We start from the raw sequence: 16,093 nt of genomic DNA on the forward strand, positions 1-16,093 counted from the left end.
GGCGTGCTGGGCGGCCAGCCATCGCAGGCGGCCTGCAGCAGCGCAGGCAGCAGCAGCAGCGCCTGCCGCAGGCGCGCGCTCATGCGGGCAGCTCCGCCAGGCTCAGCGGCTTCTGCCGGCGCAGCAGGTAAAGCGCCTCCCGCGCATCCAGGCCGGGATCGCCGGCGAACAGGCACAGGAAGAAGCGGTCCTCGCTGGCACGGCCGAAGCCGGGGGCGGCGAAGACCGGGTGGTTCAGCCGCGGCAGGCGGTTCAGCGCCAGCATGCCGATCAGCGCGCCCGCCGCCGCCCACAGGATGGCAACGATGGTGGTGGCCGGCAGGAAGGCTGGCAGCGCATGCAGTGGCCGCCCGCCGACATTCAGCGGGTAGTTGTGCACGCTGAGCCAGTATTGCGTGGCATAGGCCAACACCGCGCCGAACAGCCCGGCGCCGATCGCGATCCAGGCGACGCGCGCGCCGGTGGCGCCCAGCAGCTTCGCGGCTTCCGGCACGGGATAGGGGGCATAGGCATCCATCCGCCGCCAGCCGGCATCCCGCGCCGCGCGCAGCGCCGCCACCAGCGCGTCCTGACTGTCGAATTCGGCGATCACGGCGGAGGTCATGGCACGTCCGCCTCGCTTTCCTCGTGCCGCATCTCGAACATGGACACCACCGGCACGAAGCGTGCGAAGGCCAGCATCAGCAGCGCGAACAACCCGACACTGCCGAGCAGCAGGGTCCATTCCGGCATGGTCGGCGCATACAGTGGCGCGGTGCTCGGCAGATGGTCCCGCACCAGCCCGCCGGCGACCAGTGAGAAGCGATCGAGCCAGACGCCCGCCGCCGCGCCGAGCCCGATCGGCACCGCCCAGCGCGCCTTGATCCGCGCGCGCCTGAACCACAGCAATTGCGGCAGCCCCACCACCAGCGCGGCACCGCCCCAATACAGCGCGGCATAGGCGCCGAAGGCCCGCGCGGCCATCGCCTGGCGCGTCGTCGCATCCTCCAGCAGCGCCACCAGCAGCGCCTCGGCATAGACATAGCCGCACAGCAGCGCCGCCGCGGCGGTCAGCTTGCCGAGCAGGTGCATGTCCTCGTCATCGATGTAGCGCGTCAGCCCCAGCCCGCCGCGCAGCAAGGCCGCCAGCGCCAGCACCACCCCGAGGCCGGAGGGGATGCCGGTCGCCACCACATGCAGCGGCAGCCGCGCCTGGTGCCATTCGGGAACCAGGGTGGTGGCGAATTCCAGCGCCACGATGGTCTGCGCCGAGACCAGCATCGGCAGCACCAGCGCCGCCACCAGCCGGTAGGCAGCCTGGTGCCGCGCCCAGTGCCGCACCGATCCGCGCCAGCCCAGCGCCAGCAGGCCATAGATCTGCGCCTGCACCATGCGCCCCTTCGCCACCGCGCGGTCGCGCATGGTGGCGAGGTCCGGGATCAGGCCGGTGTACCAGAACAGGCCGGTGACCACGACATGCGACATGATCCCCCAGAAATCCCAAACCAGCGTGCTGCGGAAATTCGGCCAGACCTCGAAGGTCGCGGGATAGGGCACGGTCCAGTAGAACAGCCAGGGCCGGCCGAGATGCAGGATCGGGTAGATCGCCGCCGCCGCCACCGCCGCCAGCGCCGCGGCCTCCGCGAAGCGGTTGACGGAGGTGCGCAACCCGTGCCGGCGCAGCACCAGCACCACGGCGAACAGGCTCGCCGCATTGGCGATGCCGATCCACCAGATGTAGTTGATCAGGTCGAAGCCCCAGACGAAGGGGATGTTGGTGCCCCACAGCGCCGTGCCCCGCAGCAGCAGCGCCACCACCGCATAGGCCAGCATCAGCGTCAGCAGCCCGGCACCCGCGACACCCGCCGCGAAGCGCCAGCCGAAATCACCCCGCAGCGGCTGGTCCGAGACCGGGCGGGTGGAAAACTCCACGCTGCTCATGAGACCAGCCGCGCCAGATAGGTGGTGCGCGGCCGCGTATCGAGGTTACCCAGCAGCGCGTAGTTCCGCCCTTCGGCCTTGGCGCGGGAAACATCGCTGGTGGGGTCGTTGATGTCGCCGAAATGGATGGCCCGCGTCGGGCAGGCGTTCTGGCAGGCGGTGACGATATCCCCGTCGCGCAGCGCGCGGCCTTCCTGCCGCGCCGTGTCCTGCGCGCCCTTGATGCGGTGCTGGCAGTAGGTGCATTTCTCGATCACGCCGCGCGGCCGCACCGGCACATTGGGGTTGTGCACCGGCACCGCGCCGGCCTGGCGCGCATAGCCGGCCCAGTTGAAGCGGCGCACCTTGTAGGGGCAGTTGTTGGAACAGGTCCGCGTGCCGATGCAGCGCGGATAGATCATCAGGTTCAGCCCCTCATGGTCATGCACCGTGGCATTCACCGGGCACACCACCTCGCAGGGCGCCTTCTCGCAATGCATGCAGGGCACGGGCTGGAAATCCACCTGGGGCGCCTCCGCGCTGCCGCTCACCACGCGGTCCACCCGCAGCCAATGCATGGCCCGGCCGCGGCCCGCTTCCTCCGGCCCCACCACCGGCGTGTTGTTCTCCGCCTGGCAGGCGACGACGCAGGCATTGCAGCCGATGCAGGTATCGAGGTCGATCGCCATGCCCCAGGCGTGGCCGGTGTACTGCCAGTCCGGATACAGCGAGCGCGGTGGCGGCAGCGGCGGTACCGCCTCGCCCGGCGTCAGGCGGCGCACCCGCGGATCTCCGGCCAGGGTGAAATCGGCACCCCGCTCGGCCCAGCCGGCGCCGCCGGTGGCGCGCAGGGACAGGCCCGCCGCCATCCAGGGCGAGGCCACCTGGCGCAGGCGATAGGCATCCATCCCGATGCCGCCCGGCACCCCGCCCGCCGCGCGCCGCCCGCCGCCGAGCGGCAGCGTCACCACCCCCGGCGCCTGGCCGGGCGTGACCAGCACCGGCGCACGCAGCACGCGGTCGGCCAGGCGCAGCTCCACCTCCGCGCCCTCCGCCAGCCCGGCCGCCCGCGCATCGGCCGGCGCCATCAGCACCGCATTGCCCCAGGCGAGGCTGCCGAGCTGGCGCGGCAATTCCTGCAACCAGGCCTCGCTGGCGAAGCGGCCATCCCAGAGATGCGGGTCCGGTGCGAAGATGGCGACGGGCGTGGCCGGGGCCGGCATCGGCGGCGGCAGCGTGAAATCATCCCGCAGCACCGGCACGCCGGCAGGCGCGGCGCTGTCCGGCACCACGCCGGCTTCCAGCGCGGCCCGCCAGCGTTCCTCGAAACCCGCCTCGCCCCATGCGGCGCGCCAGGTCTCGCGCACAAGTGCCTGGCCATCCGCGCGCGGCCCGGCGAGCGCCGACAGAAGTTCCTCCACCGAGACCGCGGCCTCGACCAGCGGCCGCGTCACCGGCTGGCGCAGGGCGGCTGTGCCGTCAAAGGCCAGGCTGTCGCCCCAGCTTTCCAGCGGATGGCGCAGCGGCAGGTGCCAGCCCGCGGCCAGCGCCGTCTCATCCACCTGCGGCCCGGCATGCAGGCTGTGCGGCACGCGGCGCAGCAGGCCGGCGACGTCGAGATCGGCGGGCGCGTCGAATACCGGGTTGGCGTCCAGCACCAGCAGATGCGTGACCGCATCGGCCTCCGCCACCAGCTCCGCCAGCGTGCCGGCCGCCGCTTCGGTCGGGTCTTCGAGGTAGGGCACCGCGGCGCCGAGCGCGGCATTGATGGCATGCGCCAGCGCATGCACCGCCACGCCCTGGCCGCGCCCGGCCAGCACACAGGCCTCGGGGCCGGCGGCGCGCAGGCTGGCGGCGAGTGTCGCGGCTTCCGGATGCGTGGCACCCGCCGCCGCGGCCACGCCGAGTTCGGCGGCGATGCCGCGTGCCAGCGCCTCGATCTCCCAGGGCGGCAGCACCAGCAGGCGGTCGGCCTTGCTGCCGGTCAGGCTCGGCGTGGATTCCGCGACGAGCAGCGCCGGCAGCCGGCCCGCCTGCCGCCCCGCGGCGCGCGCCTCCGCCCAGCCACGTGCCAGCGCCAGTTGCGCGGGGCCAGGGCCCAGCGGGTCGGCGCCCAGCGCCAGCAGGCAGCGTGTGGTGGACAGATCCGGCCGTGGCACCAGCGCCGCGCCGAAGGCCAGGCGCGCGCCCTCGGCGGCGGCCGCATCGGCCAGCGGCGCATGCACATGCCAGCGCGCACCGGGCCAGGCCGCCAGCACCGCCGCGATCAGCCGGCGCTGGGTGGGGGAGGAGACGGGACCGGTGAGAATCCGGAGCCCCGCGCCGCCCTGCGCCGCCAGCGCCGCGCGCTGCTCGGCCAGCCAGGCGGCCAGAAGCGCCGGGTCCCGCACCACCTGGCCGCGCTGCCGCAGCCGGCGGGACCGCGCCGGATCATGCAGGCCGAGCACGGCGGATTCCAGGAACACATCGGTGGCGCCCAGGCTGCCCGGATGGCGCGGATTGCCCTCGATCTTGATGGCGTGGCCGTTCAGCACGCGGACCAGCACGCCACGGCCGATACCGTCCAGCTCCAGCACCGTCGCGTAGCTCTGCGCCGGCCCGCCAAGGCCGCGCGCCGGGGCGTAGAGCGGGCTGCCGAATTCCGCCGGCGCCCAGTCACACCCCGCCGCCGTGGCCAGCGCCAGGGAAGCGCCGGCGGCCCGCAACACGCTGCGGCGATCCGGGTCGGGCGCTGCGAGGGCTTCTGGCAGCGGGGCTTCGGGTGGCGTCATGCTGGCAGCGGCTCCGCTGGGGCAGGATCGGACGGTGCCCGGCCTTGGCTACGCCGCAGGCCGGCGATGGTTCCCGCCGGATGCAACCGCAGCGGGCCTTTCCACGTTGCCCCGGCATGTCCCGCACCCCATGCCGCCTCGCGCTGCCCCTGCTCGCCAGCCTCGCGCTCGGCGCCTGCGGGGAGGAGGCGGTGCCCGCCGAGCTGCGGGTCGCGGGTGGCGATGCGGCGCGCGGCCGGATCGCCATCGCGGAACATGGCTGCGGCGCCTGCCACGTCATTCCGGGCATCGAGGGCGCCGTCGCCTGGGTCGGCCCGCCGCTGATGGAATGGGCCCGGCGCAGCTATGTCGGCGGGCGCCTGCCCAATGCGCCGCAGAATCTGGTGGCCTTCCTGCTGGACCCGCAATCCGTCTCGCCCGGCTCCGCCATGCCGGCGCTGCCGCTGCAGCAGGGTGAGGCGCTGGACATCGCCGCCTATCTCTACACCCTGGGCCAGGCGCCCCATGTGCCGGCGGGCCAGCCCCTGGCACCCGGGGAGGCCGGCACCCAGCCGGAGCCGCGCATCCGCCCGCGGCTGGACCGGCCAGAGGGGCGCCCCCTGGGTCAGTAGCCCGCCCCGCAAGCCGGCAGCACCAGCGCGGGCGCCGCCTGGAACAGCACGGCCAGCAGCGAATAGCCGGCAACCGCGGCGGCGAACCAGGTGGTGAAGCGCGGCTCGGCCTCGCCACCCTCCAGCACCGGCGTACCGAGCGTCCGGACCGTGCCGCGCAGGATCAGCAGCAGCGGCAGCAGGATGGCCAAGGTCGCCAGCCCGATCATCGCCGGCACCCAGGGCAGGCCGAACAGGCTTGCAGCCTCGTAGCCACGCTCGCAGGCGAAGGCGTTGATGGCGTAGATCAGGGTGAAGTGCAGCGCCCACAGCATCAGCCCGCCGGCGCTGGCCACGACGGTGAAGGCGGATAGCGGGCCGCGCCGCAGGCTGCGCCCGTTCATGGCAGCAGCCTCGGGAAGCCATGCAGCAGGACCAGGCCGACACTGCCCTGGCCCACCGTGTACAGCCAGAACAACCTGGTGTTGTCGATGGTCAGCCGGCGCTGCCCGCCCAGCTTGCCGGTCAGCGACCGCGCCAGGGTGTAGCTGCCCATCAGCAGCGCGATCGCCACATGCGCCGATTGCCAGACGAACAAGCCCCATGCGCTGGCGCCATAGGCGTGCAGCGTCGGCCGGATCGGCCCCTGCCACAGCGCCCAGCCATCCGCGGCCCAGCCGCTGGCCAGCAGCCCGAGCCCGGCCAGCAGCGCCAGCCGGTGCGTCCAGCCGCGCCCCTCGCCCAGCGTCCAGGCCGCGACGGTCATGCACAGCGCCGCGCCGCCATACAGCGCGAAGGCCGCCGCGCCCCAGCCCGGCGCCGGCAGCCCCTGACCCGGCGGCGGCCACATCGCATCGCCATTCACCAGCCACAGGAACAGGTAGCTGCCGAGCAGGCAGGCATAGGCGGTGCCGCTGACCAGCATGGTGCAGACCATGGCCCACCAGGATGCGGTAAGCGGCCCGGTCGCATGCGTCGGCAGCACGATGCCGCCGCCGATATCCGCCCGCTCCGGCCCCACCGGGCCGAAATCCGTGCCGTTCCACATCCAGGTGACGAAGGCCGCCACTGCGATCAACCCCGCCGCGGCCGCCGGAATCACGAAGGACCCGGCCAGCGACAGGAAGCAGGCGGCGGTGCCGGCGGCGGCCACCACATGCGCCCAGGCCGGGCCGCCGACATAGGCGATGTATTGCGGCGTCGCCTCGGCCGGGCTGCTGATCAGCGCCTCCCGCCGCCCGGTGGCGGCGAAGGGCAGGTAGTGGCCACCGGCCTCGACCTGGCGCTTCAGATCGGGGTCGTGCCACAGCGGGTAACGGTCCCGCACCAGGGGCACGCTGCGCATGCCGTATTGCGGCGTGGCGATCCATTCCAGCGTGCCGGCATTCCACTGGTTCGCCTGGGTTTCCTGGCGGCGGAGGCGGAAATTCTTCACCACATCCACCAGGATCACCGCCGCACCCGCCGCGAAGGTCGCCGCCCCGATCGAGGAGAGCAGGTTCCACAACTCCAGCCCGAAGCCGGAGGGGAAGGTGTAGATGCGCCGCGGCATGCCCATGAAGCCGCTGATGTGCATCGGGAAGAAGGTCAGGTTGGTGCCGATGAACAGCAGCCAGAAGGCGATCTTGCCCAGCCGTTCCGAGAGGGGCTGCCCCACCGCCGGCGCCCAGTAGTACAGCGCGGCGAACAGTGGGAAGACCATCCCGCCGATCAGCACGTAATGCAGATGCGCCACGATGAAGTAGGTGTCGTGCGCCTGCCAGTCGAAGGGCGTGACGGAAACCATCACACCCGTCAGCCCGCCCAGGGTGAAGATGAACAGGAAGCCCAGGATGAACAGCGCAGGCGGGCTGAAGCGGATGCGCTGGCGTGCGCTGGCGAAGGTCGCGATCCAGACGAAGACCTGAAGGCCCGAGGGGATGGATACCGCAAACCCCGCGGCTGCGAAGAAGGACAGCGACAGCGGCGGAATGCCCGTGGTGTACATATGGTGCACCCACAGCCCGAAGCTGAGGAAGCCGGTGCCGACCAGGGCCGCCACCACCAGGGAATGCCCGACCAGCCGCGCGCCCGCCATCGCCGGCACGATCATGGACGCCATGGCCGCCGCCGGCAGGAAAATGACGTAGACTTCCGGGTGGCCGAAGAACCAGAACAGGTGCTGCCACAGCATCGGGTCGCCGCCGCGTTCGGGCAGGAAGAAGGGCCAGTCGAAGGCGCGTTCCAGCTCCAGCAGCGTGCTTGCCACGATCACCGCCGGGAAGGCGAAGACCACCATGACGGCGAAGACCAGGATGCCCCAGGCATAGATCGGCATGCGGCCCAGCGTCATGCCCGGCGCGCGGCAGCGCAGGATACCGACGATCAGCTCGATGGCACCGGCAATGGCGCTGATCTCGATGAAGCCGATGCCCAGCAGGTACATGTCGGTATTGATGCCAGGCGAGAACGCCTTGCTGGTCAGCGGCGGATACATGAACCAGCCGCCATCGGGGGCGATGCCGAAAAACAGGCTGGAATAGAAGCACAGGCCGCCAATCAGGTAGATGTAGAAGGCAAAGGCGCCGAGCCGCGGAAACGGCAATTCCCGCGCGCCGATCATGGATGGCAGCAGCGCGATCGCCACCGCCTCCACCGCCGGCACGGCGAACAGGAACATCATCACCGTGCCATGCATGGTGAAGACCTGATTGTAGGTATCCGGGTTCACCAGCGTGAGCCCCGGGAAGGCAAGCTGCGCGCGGATGATCAGCCCCAGCAGGCCGGCGAGCAGGAAGAACAGCAACGCGGCCGCGACGAAAAGCGGCCCGATCATGCCGTTATTCACCTCCGACGCCGCACGCCAGCCCGGCGGCTGCCGCCAGACCTGCTTCAGCAGCGCCAGCTCGCCCTCCGGCCGCGGCAGGGGGTTCGGCAGTTCCAGCTTCGGCGCCTGGGTGTCCATCAGCGCAGCGACTCCATCCAGGCGGCAACGGCGAGCAGATCATCGCCCGGCAGTGAACGGCCGAAGGCGGGCATATTGTTGCCCGGCTTGATGTCCTGCGCGCCGGCGACCCAGCCGGCCAGCGTGCCACGATGGTTGTCGAGCGCCCCGGCGGCCAGCGACAGGCGCGAGCCGACACGGGACAAGTCCGGCCCGAGGCGAGACTGCCATTCCGTGCCGCGCACCGTGTGGCAGGCGCCGCAGCCGGCCTCGCCGAATACCTGCATGCCGCGCGCCTGTTCCGGCGTGGCGGGCGGCGCGATGGGTTCGCGTTGGCGGGCCAGCCAGGCGTCGAACTCCGCCGGTTCCTGCGCCACCGCCCAGAAGGCCATCAGCGTATGCTGCACGCCGCAGAATTCGGTGCATTGGCCGCGCATCACGCCGGGGCGATCAGCCCGCATGCGCTGGCGATTCACTCGGCCCGGGATCATGTCCATCTTGCCGTGCAGATTGGGAATCCACAGGCTGTGGATGACATCGGCGGAGGACAGCAGAAGCTCCACCTCCCGCCCCACCGGCAGGCGCAGTTCATTGGCGGTGACGGCGCCCTCGCCCTCATCCGGGTAGCGCACCTCCCACCAGTATTGCCGGGCGATCACCTCGATCCGCAGCGGATTGTCGCTCATCGGCAGCACCACGGCACGGGAGACGCCGAGGCTGTAGATCAGCAGCGCGATCAGCGTGACGGTGGGGAAGATGATGCCGCCGCCTACAACGAAGCCGCGTGTGCCGAAGGCCTGGCGTATCCGGGCGGGCGCAAATACGGCGAAGACCAAAAGGCCCATCACCAGCACGAATATGGCGGTGCCGCCGATGAACAGCACCCAGGTCAGCACCGCGATGCGGGCGGCGTGGTCGCCCATCGGGTCGAGCGGCGTCTGCACGCCGCTGCATGCACCCAGCACACCGGCCAACAGCAGACCAGCAAGCACCCGGTGGCGTCCCGGCGTTTCGGTCATGCAGCATCCCCCGTCCTCATCCGGCCAACGCGGTGTGCCCGCGACGGTTCCGTGCGGGTCAGCGATGGCAGGTTGAGCAATTCGCCAGGGGTGGAACCTCCACGCCGAGTTGGGCGTAGCTCGCCGCCACCAGCGCGGCCGATTGCGGCTGCGCCTCCCGGTGGCAATCCAGGCACCAGCCCATCGATTGCGTTTCCACTTTCACCGTGCGCGGCATGGTCTCGACCGGGCCGTGGCATTGCGCGCAGGTCAGGCCGGCGCCGATATGCGCGGCGTGGTGGAAGCGGACATGCTCCGGCAGCCGGTGCACGCTGGCCCAGGTGACGGGTGTGCCGAGCGCCAGCGCCGTCTCCAGCGGGGCGAATTGCGCGGTGACGTTCCAGACCTGGCTGTGGCAGCCGAGGCAGGTCTCCGCCGTCGGCATCCCGGCGCTGGCGGCGTGCTCCACCGTGGCGTGGCAGAAGCGGCAATCCAGCCCAACGCGGCCAGCATGGATGGCGTGGCTGAACGGGATGGGCTGCGCCGCCGGCGTGCCGACACCCCAGGCGCCGTCGGACCGGCTGAGCGCGAAGGCCACCACCAGGGCCAGCACCAGGAAGGCCGCGCCGATAATGCCGAAGGCGCGCAGGCGGCTATCGGCGCGGGGGGAGAAAAGCTGGCTCATGAGCTGCGCGATACCTTGGCGATGGCGTCCCGCAGGCTGCCGGCGGCGGCTGCGAAATCCGCCCAGGGGTCGGCCGGCATTTTCCGCGCCTGCAACAGCGTGGCGATCTTCCAGCCCGCGGGGTTCAGCCCCGGCTTCACCGCCGACCACGGGATCGGGCAGGCCACCGGGGAACCTGGCCGCGCGCGGGGCGACCAGCTTGCTATCGCGGTGGAGAGCCGATCGTTCCGCAGATAATCGAGAAAGATGCGCCCCTTGCGCGCCTTCTTGGCCAGCGTGGTGGTGTAGCGCCTGGGCTCGTCGCGTTCCATCAGCGCGCAGACCAGGCGCGCGAAGTCCTTGGCCTCCGGCCAGCCTGGCCCGCCGGCCCGTTTCGGTGGCGCCAGCGGCACCACCACATGCAGCCCCTTGCCGCCGGTGACGCGGGCGAAGGGGGCAAGGCCCAGCGCCTTCAGGCGCTCCCGCAGTTCCAGCGCGCCCTCCAGCACCCGCGCGAAGGGAATGCCCTCATCCGGGTCGAGGTCGAAGACCAGCCGGTCCGGCACGGCGGGCGCATCGGCCATGGCGCCCCAGGGGTGCAGCTCCACCGCCGAGACCTGCGCCAGTGCGGCCAGCCCTGCGGCGTCGTCGATCCGCATATAGGGCTTCGCCTGACCCTCCACCTGCACCGCGCCAACCAGCGGCGACTGCCCCGGCATGGCATGACGCTGGAAGAACAGCCCGCCCGCAATGCCATCCGGCGCCCGCAGCAGCGAAAGCGGCCGGCCCGCGACATGGGCGAGGATGCGGTCGGCAAAGCGGGCGTAGTAGGCGGCGAGATCGGCCTTGGTCAGCGCCGGGTCGTCATCGGTTGCCGGCCACAGCACGCGGTCCGGGTTGCTCATGCCGAGCGGCGGCTTGGCGCGCGGTTTGGGCGGCGGTGCCGGTGTCGGTGCGGGTGCCGGTTCGGGCGGCGGGGTCACCTGCTTCGCCGGCTTGTCCTCTCGCAGCCCCTGGAAGCTGGCATGGCGCAGCAGGCCTTCCTCGGTCCAGCCGCCATAGGCGACCTCCGCCACCAGTTGCGGCTGTACCCAGACCACATCGCTGGTCTTGGCCGGGGTGCCGAGGAAGGGTTTTGTGCGCCGCTCCAGCTTCACCAGGCGCTGCACCAGCTTGGTGGAAATCGCGGCGGAAAAACCGGTACCGACGCGGCCGAGATAGGCCAGCTTGCCATCCCGCCAGGCCCCGACCAGCAGCGCGCCCAACCCGCGCGCGCCACGGGTGAAGCCGCCGATGACGAATTCGTCGCGGCCGCGGCACTTCGCCTTGGTCCAGGCATCACAGCGGCCCGAGGCATAGGCGGCATCGCGCCGCTTGGAGACGATGCCCTCCATATTCAGCCGGCAGGCGGAGGCGAGCACGGCATCGCCGGGCGCCGGGAAATGCTCCAGGTAGCGCAGCACCGCAGCCTTGGTGGGCAGCAGCTTCCGGAGCGCCACCTTGCGTGCCTCCAGCGGCTCCGCGCGCAGGTCGCGCACGCCGTCATGCAGCAGGTCGAAGGCGAAGAACACCAGCGGCGCGGTGTTGGTGCCGGAGAGATAACCCTGCAGGGTCGGGAAGCTCGGCTGGCCCTCCGCATCCAGCGCCGCGCCCTCGCCATCGATCAGCGCATCGGGCAGCGCGGCGGCAGCCTGCGCGATGGCGGGAAAGCGGTCCGTCCAGTCGAGGCCGGTGCGGGTGCGCAGCGTCACCTTGCTGGCCGCGATGCGGAGTTGCAGGCGGTAGCCATCGATCTTCAATTCATGCAGCCAGCCGGCACCATTGGGGGCGGCGGCGACCAGGCGGCAGAGCTGCGGTTCAACGAAACGCGGAATCGCCACCGCGTCCGGCGCCGGCTGCTTGGTTGCCTTGGCGGCGGGCTGCTTCGCCGCCTTCGCGGCGGGGGCCTTCGCAGCGGGGGCCTTCGGCGCTTCTCCCTTCGCGATCTGCGCCAGGGTGCGGCCGCTGGCGATGGAGGTCTCGGCCCGCAGCACGGCGTCGCCCTGCCCGGGCGTCGCCATGCTGTCCTTCTCCTTGATCAGCAGCCAGTTGTTGCGCGGCTCCGGCTTCGCGCCGCCGCGCGGCTTCATCCGCACCAGCACGAAGCCGCCCTTCAATCTTTCGCCGGCGAGCACGAATTTCAGCTCGCCCTTGGCCAGGTCACGATCGACGTTGTCGGGGTCGAGCGGCGCCCAGACGCCACGATCGAACAACTGCACCGTGCCGCCACCGTAATCCGGCTTCGGGATAGTGCCCTCGAAACTGGCATAGTCCAGCGGATGATCCTCCACCTCCACCGCCAGCCGCTTGTCGGCCGGATCGAGCGAGGGTCCGCGGGTCACCGCCCAGCTTTTCAGCACGCCGCCCCATTCCAGGCGAAGATCGTAATGCAGCCGCCGCGCATCATGCCGCTGGACCACGAAGACCAGCCGGACCCCTGCCGCATCGGTCCCACCCTGGGGCTCGCTGGTGCGCCCGAAATTGCGCTTGGCGCGGTAGGGCTGGAGGCTGTCGCGGGCCAGGGCCGGCATCAGCGGGACGCGGCACGCTTGCGGGGCGGCGCCTTCTTCGGCGGCGGCTTCGCCGCGGTCTTCTTGGCGGGTGGCTTCTTCGGCGCGGGCTTCGCCTTCGCGGCGACCTTGGCCGGCGCCTTGGCGGACGGACCCTCAAGGCTGCGGCGCAGCGCCTCCATCAGGTCGATCACATTATCCTCGCGCGGCGGCGCGGCCTTGGTGCCGCCGCCATCGCCGTCGCGCTTGCTCTCGATCAGCGCGCGCAGCGCATCCTCATAGCGATCCTTGAACTCGGAGGGATCGAAGGGCCCGGCCTTCTGGGCGATAATACGCTCGGCGATCTCGATCATTCCGGCATCCGCCTTGCGGTCCGGAATACCCTCGAAATACTCCTCCGATTGCCGCACCTCGTCATGCGTCCGCAGCGTGGTCAGCAGCATGCCGGCACCGCGCGGCTCGATGGCGACGATGCGTTCCCGCGTGCCCATCACCACGCGCGCCAACGCCACCTTGCCGGCCTGCTCCATGGCGGTGCGGATCACGGTGAAGGCGTCCACGCCGGCCTTGCCATCCGGTACCAGGTAGTAGGGATCGTTCCAGAAGATCCGGTCGATCTCCGATGCATCGACGAAACGCTCGATATCGATGGTGCGCGTCGATTCCAGGCGGACGGATTTGATCTCCTCATCCGTCAGCAGGATGTATTCATCCTTCTCGATCTCGAAGCCGCGCACCAGATCCTTGCGCTCCACCTCCTCGCCATCCGCATCGAAGACCTTCGTGCGGATGCGGTTGCCGGTCTCGGGATTGATCAAATGGAAGCGCACGTCATGCGCGCTGGTCGTCGCCGGGAACAGGGAGACGGGGCAGGCCACCAGCGACAGCCGCAGATGCCCACCCCAGCTCGACCGCGCCGCCATGTCGCGTCTCCCCCTTTGATCAGGCTGCCTTGAGGGCTTCCTTGTGGATGCTCCGCACCGCCACCTGCGTCAGCAGCTTGTCAGCGGCCTTCTCCTCCTCAAGCGTCGCCTTCAGCAACTCGGCGATCTCGGTCTGCTTCTGCGCTTCGGCCCAGGCCAGCAGCGTGCCGTAGCGTGCCATTTCGTAATGCTCGACCGCCTGGCCGGAAGCGATGAGGCCGGCATCGCGCACCGCGCTCGGCTCCGGTGCTTCCTCGAGCAATTCCTCGGCTTCCTGGATAAGGCCCTGGATCGCCTCGCAGGTCACGCCCTGCGCGCGCTTGCCGAGGATCTGGAACACCTGCTGAAGGCGCTCCACCTGGCCTTCGGTCTGGTCCTTGTGGTCCTTGAACGCCTGCTTCAGCTCGTCGTTTTGCGCCGCACGCGCCATCTTCGGCAGCGCCTTCAGCAGCTGGCGCTCGGCGTAGTAAACATCCTTAAGCGTCAGCAGGAACAGATCATCCATCGTCTTCATGGCCATCGTCGCGTCTCCGCTTCCCGGCCGCGCATCGCCGCGCAGCCGCTGCACTCAAACGCGGCGCCGCGCCGGAGTTTCTGACGTCCCCCCAAGATTCCGCCCCCGTGCCGCAAAGGAACCGGCGCGGCTTTTGCCGGTTCAGCTTGCCACAACGGCAGCCGAGACACGCAGCCATGCCCGAGGCATTGCAACCACCACAGCACCAGGACCGCCAGCCGGGCCTGGAATCCGAGATGACACCCCGCCCGCGATCCGCGATGGAGAACTGGCGCGCCGCCGGCAAGCTGGAAGGCCGCACCGCGCTGATCAGCGGCGGTGATTCCGGCATCGGCCGCGCGGTCGCCATCGGCTTCGCCAAGGAAGGCGCCGATGTGGTGATCCTGCACAAGGAAGAACCGCAGGATGCCGAGGACACCCGCGCCCATATCGAGGCCGCCGGCCGCCGCTGCCAGGTGATCGCCGGCGATATCGGCGACGCTGCCTTCTGCCGCGATGCGGTGGCCCGCGCCGTGAAGTTCCTCGGCCGCATCGACATCCTGGTGAACAACGCCGCCGAGCAGCACCCCTGCAAGGATTTCGCCGAGATCCCGGAAGCCCAGGTGGAACGCACCTTCCGCACCAACATCCTGGGCATGATGTGGCTGACCAAGGCGGCGCTGCCGCACATGCCGAAGGGCGGGTCGATCATCAACACCACCTCCATCACCGCCTATCAGGGCAGCCCGGAGTTGATCGACTACGCCTCCACCAAGGGTGCCATCGTCGGCTTCACCCGCAGCCTGGCCAAGGCGATCTGGCAGGACCGGCAGATCCGCGTGAACGCCGTGGCACCGGGGCCGATCTGGACACCGCTGATCCCGGCGTCTTTCGACGAGGAGCGCACCGCGCAGCACGGCGCCAGCGTCACCATGGAACGCGCCGGGCAACCGGATGAGGTGGCCCCGGCCTTCCTGTTCCTCGCGGCGGAACAGGACAGTTCCTATTTCACCGGCCAGGTCCTGCACCCGAATGGCGGCACCGTGGTCAACGCCTGAACGGAGTATTGCCATGACCAAGCCCGAGAAGCCTGCCCACCCGGAAGGCGACAGCGGCACCGGCATTCCCGCCGGCACCGCGCGTTCCGGCACCGACAACCGCCCCGATATCGGCGACGAGGTTTCCGGCAAGCGCCAGATCGACCAAGTCGGGCGCAAGAAGACCGAGGATCTCTCGCCCGAGGCCAAGGGCGGCGCCGGCGCGGGCCGTCACTGGGCGGGCGATTCCTGAAGCGCCTACCGGCAGGCGCGCCACGGCCCCATGTCGAAGTGGAAATGGTCGCGATGCGCCGCGTTGTAGTCGGGGCCGAGCACCGCCCTGAACCATTCGCAGGCGCCGTCGCGCAGCGCCCGCAGGAAGTCCGCTTCCGCGCCAGGTGGATCCCAGTGCCGCAGCAGCGTCACCTGCCGCCCATCCCGCAGGGTGAAGCCGGCAATGTCGATGGCGTTGGCCGTGGCGTGCTGGCTGCGCCGGCCGCTGCTGGCGTGGTTCACGTTGCGGCAGTTCTGCGTGCCGAGGTGGCGCACGCTGGCGACCTCGCTGCCCAGATGCTGGCGCGCAGCGGGTTGCATCACCTGCGCCTCGAACAACGCCCAGGCGACGGCGACGCGGCAGGTGGTGACCGGCCCGGCCGGTACCACCGGCGTGCTGGCGGGCAGGCGCACGGCGTTGCTGATCTCACAGCCGATGTCGGAGGGGCGATCCGCCACGCGCTGCACCGGCCGCCCCAGCGTTCCCAGCGCGGCGAAGCAGGCATCCGGCTGCACCGCCAGGCGGCGCAGCTTCACGCCTGTCATCAGGTTCGGCGCCGCCGTCAGGTCCAGCGGTTCGCGCGGGTCCCATTCCGGCGGCAGGTATCGCAGCCCATACCAGCCCGCACCGCCGAGCACGCCCAGCAGCATCACCCATAGAAGAAAACGTCGCATCGGGCCCATGTGGGGGTACTGTCAGAGCGGCGCCAGCGTCGCCCTGCCGGCAATCTCGAAGCGGTTCGCCGGCTGGAGGAGGTCATCGCCACCCGGCGGCCCGGTACGGATCAGATGCGCAAAGGTGGTCTCGACCCCTTCGCCTGGGCGCGGGACGCCTGAAAACGCAAAACGCGCGCCCGGCCAAAGCCGGACGCGCGCCCTGAAGGTATCAGAACCCGCCCCGCGAGGGGCAGGACTGCTCAATCAGGCCTTGTTGCGGCGCGCGCGGCGCACCAGGCCGAGGCCCAGCAGCGCG

General features: G+C 70.7%; 14 protein-coding genes. 3 read left to right on the forward strand and 11 right to left on the reverse strand.

What is annotated here, in order from left to right; all coding sequences use genetic code 11:
- Window positions 1-79 precede the first annotated feature (79 nt).
- Genes Q8S40_RS19895 through Q8S40_RS19905 form a run of 3 tightly spaced genes read right to left on the reverse strand, consistent with a single transcriptional unit; the run spans window position 80 to window position 4,670 of the window.
- On the reverse strand, window positions 80-604 hold the full coding sequence (locus Q8S40_RS19895; protein ID WP_304815009.1) for a DUF3341 domain-containing protein: 525 nt from the start codon (window positions 602-604) through the stop codon (window positions 80-82).
- On the reverse strand, window positions 601-1,911 hold the full coding sequence (gene nrfD, locus Q8S40_RS19900) for an NrfD/PsrC family molybdoenzyme membrane anchor subunit (protein WP_305671785.1): 1,311 nt from the start codon (window positions 1,909-1,911) through the stop codon (window positions 601-603). Before nrfD ends, Q8S40_RS19895 begins: the two co-directional genes overlap by 4 nt.
- 5 nt (window positions 1,912-1,916) lie before the next feature.
- The gene (locus Q8S40_RS19905) at window positions 1,917-4,670 is read right to left on the reverse strand and encodes a 4Fe-4S dicluster domain-containing protein (protein WP_305671786.1); all 2,754 of its coding nucleotides are present in this window, start codon (window positions 4,668-4,670) and stop codon (window positions 1,917-1,919) included.
- Window positions 4,671-4,786: 116 nt separating this feature from the next.
- Here Q8S40_RS19905 and Q8S40_RS19910 point away from each other — a divergent pair, with 116 nt between their 5' ends.
- Window positions 4,787-5,281, forward strand: coding sequence for a cytochrome c family protein (locus tag Q8S40_RS19910; protein WP_305671787.1), 495 nt, complete (start codon window positions 4,787-4,789; stop codon window positions 5,279-5,281).
- Here the strand turns inward: Q8S40_RS19910 and Q8S40_RS19915 are convergent.
- From Q8S40_RS19915 to Q8S40_RS19945, 7 genes are read right to left on the reverse strand one after another with little or no spacing between them, the layout of a single operon-like run.
- Window positions 5,275-5,664, reverse strand: a complete 390-nt coding sequence (locus Q8S40_RS19915) for a hypothetical protein (RefSeq protein WP_305671788.1) — start codon at window positions 5,662-5,664, stop codon at window positions 5,275-5,277. The two genes, Q8S40_RS19910 and Q8S40_RS19915, sit on opposite strands and share 7 nt — an antisense overlap.
- Window positions 5,661-8,204, reverse strand: a complete 2,544-nt coding sequence (locus Q8S40_RS19920; RefSeq protein ID WP_305671789.1) for a cbb3-type cytochrome c oxidase subunit I — start codon at window positions 8,202-8,204, stop codon at window positions 5,661-5,663. Before Q8S40_RS19920 ends, Q8S40_RS19915 begins: the two co-directional genes overlap by 4 nt.
- On the reverse strand, window positions 8,204-9,202 hold the full coding sequence (gene coxB / locus Q8S40_RS19925; protein ID WP_305671790.1) for a cytochrome c oxidase subunit II: 999 nt from the start codon (window positions 9,200-9,202) through the stop codon (window positions 8,204-8,206). Before coxB ends, Q8S40_RS19920 begins: the two co-directional genes overlap by 1 nt.
- A 58-nt stretch (window positions 9,203-9,260) precedes the next feature.
- Complete coding sequence (locus tag Q8S40_RS19930; protein ID WP_305671791.1) at window positions 9,261-9,866, reverse strand: cytochrome c3 family protein; 606 nt, start codon at window positions 9,864-9,866, stop codon at window positions 9,261-9,263.
- Window positions 9,863-12,415, reverse strand: a complete 2,553-nt coding sequence (gene ligD / locus Q8S40_RS19935) for a DNA ligase D (protein ID WP_305671792.1) — start codon at window positions 12,413-12,415, stop codon at window positions 9,863-9,865. Before ligD ends, Q8S40_RS19930 begins: the two co-directional genes overlap by 4 nt.
- On the reverse strand, window positions 12,415-13,317 hold the full coding sequence (locus Q8S40_RS19940) for a Ku protein (RefSeq protein ID WP_305671793.1): 903 nt from the start codon (window positions 13,315-13,317) through the stop codon (window positions 12,415-12,417). Before Q8S40_RS19940 ends, ligD begins: the two co-directional genes overlap by 1 nt.
- Before the next feature lie 19 nt (window positions 13,318-13,336).
- A complete protein-coding gene (locus tag Q8S40_RS19945) occupies window positions 13,337-13,885 on the reverse strand; it encodes a ferritin-like domain-containing protein (RefSeq protein WP_371136866.1) in 549 nt (182 codons plus the stop codon).
- Between the two features lie 122 nt (window positions 13,886-14,007).
- On the opposite strand from Q8S40_RS19945, the gene Q8S40_RS19950 reads away from it, so the two are divergent.
- Window positions 14,008-14,868: an SDR family oxidoreductase gene (locus tag Q8S40_RS19950; RefSeq protein ID WP_305671794.1), complete on the forward strand. Its 861-nt coding sequence runs from the start codon at window positions 14,008-14,010 to the stop codon at window positions 14,866-14,868.
- A 13-nt stretch (window positions 14,869-14,881) separates the two neighbouring features.
- A complete protein-coding gene (locus Q8S40_RS19955; RefSeq protein WP_304815028.1) occupies window positions 14,882-15,100 on the forward strand; it encodes a hypothetical protein in 219 nt (72 codons plus the stop codon).
- 5 nt (window positions 15,101-15,105) lie between these two features.
- On the opposite strand, the gene Q8S40_RS19960 is transcribed toward Q8S40_RS19955, so the two are convergent.
- Window positions 15,106-15,795 (reverse strand): extensin family protein, encoded by a 690-nt coding sequence (locus Q8S40_RS19960; protein ID WP_305671795.1) that lies wholly within the window; start codon window positions 15,793-15,795, stop codon window positions 15,106-15,108.
- Window positions 15,796-16,093 lie beyond the last annotated feature (298 nt).

It is taken from the genome of Falsiroseomonas sp. (assembly GCF_030695085.1).
Classification (GTDB): Bacteria; Pseudomonadota; Alphaproteobacteria; order Acetobacterales; family Acetobacteraceae; genus Falsiroseomonas.

Excerpts from the sequence above, each read along its gene's own strand:
- Q8S40_RS19905 (WP_305671786.1), bottom strand. The coding sequence starts at position 4,670 with ATGACGCCACCCGAAGCCCCGCTGCCAGAAGCCCTCGCAGCGCCCGAC.
- Q8S40_RS19950 (WP_305671794.1), top strand. The coding sequence starts at position 14,008 with ATGCCCGAGGCATTGCAACCACCACAGCACCAGGACCGCCAGCCGGGC.
- Q8S40_RS19910 (WP_305671787.1), top strand. The coding sequence starts at position 4,787 with ATGTCCCGCACCCCATGCCGCCTCGCGCTGCCCCTGCTCGCCAGCCTC.
- coxB (WP_305671790.1), bottom strand. The coding sequence starts at position 9,202 with ATGACCGAAACGCCGGGACGCCACCGGGTGCTTGCTGGTCTGCTGTTG.
- ligD (WP_305671792.1), bottom strand. The coding sequence starts at position 12,415 with ATGCCGGCCCTGGCCCGCGACAGCCTCCAGCCCTACCGCGCCAAGCGC.
- Q8S40_RS19940 (WP_305671793.1), bottom strand. The coding sequence starts at position 13,317 with ATGGCGGCGCGGTCGAGCTGGGGTGGGCATCTGCGGCTGTCGCTGGTG.
- Q8S40_RS19960 (WP_305671795.1), bottom strand. The coding sequence starts at position 15,795 with ATGCGACGTTTTCTTCTATGGGTGATGCTGCTGGGCGTGCTCGGCGGT.
- Q8S40_RS19895 (WP_304815009.1), bottom strand. The coding sequence starts at position 604 with ATGACCTCCGCCGTGATCGCCGAATTCGACAGTCAGGACGCGCTGGTG.
- Q8S40_RS19930 (WP_305671791.1), bottom strand. The coding sequence starts at position 9,866 with ATGAGCCAGCTTTTCTCCCCCCGCGCCGATAGCCGCCTGCGCGCCTTC.
- Q8S40_RS19915 (WP_305671788.1), bottom strand. The coding sequence starts at position 5,664 with ATGAACGGGCGCAGCCTGCGGCGCGGCCCGCTATCCGCCTTCACCGTC.
- Q8S40_RS19920 (WP_305671789.1), bottom strand. The coding sequence starts at position 8,204 with ATGGACACCCAGGCGCCGAAGCTGGAACTGCCGAACCCCCTGCCGCGG.
- Q8S40_RS19955 (WP_304815028.1), top strand. The coding sequence starts at position 14,882 with ATGACCAAGCCCGAGAAGCCTGCCCACCCGGAAGGCGACAGCGGCACC.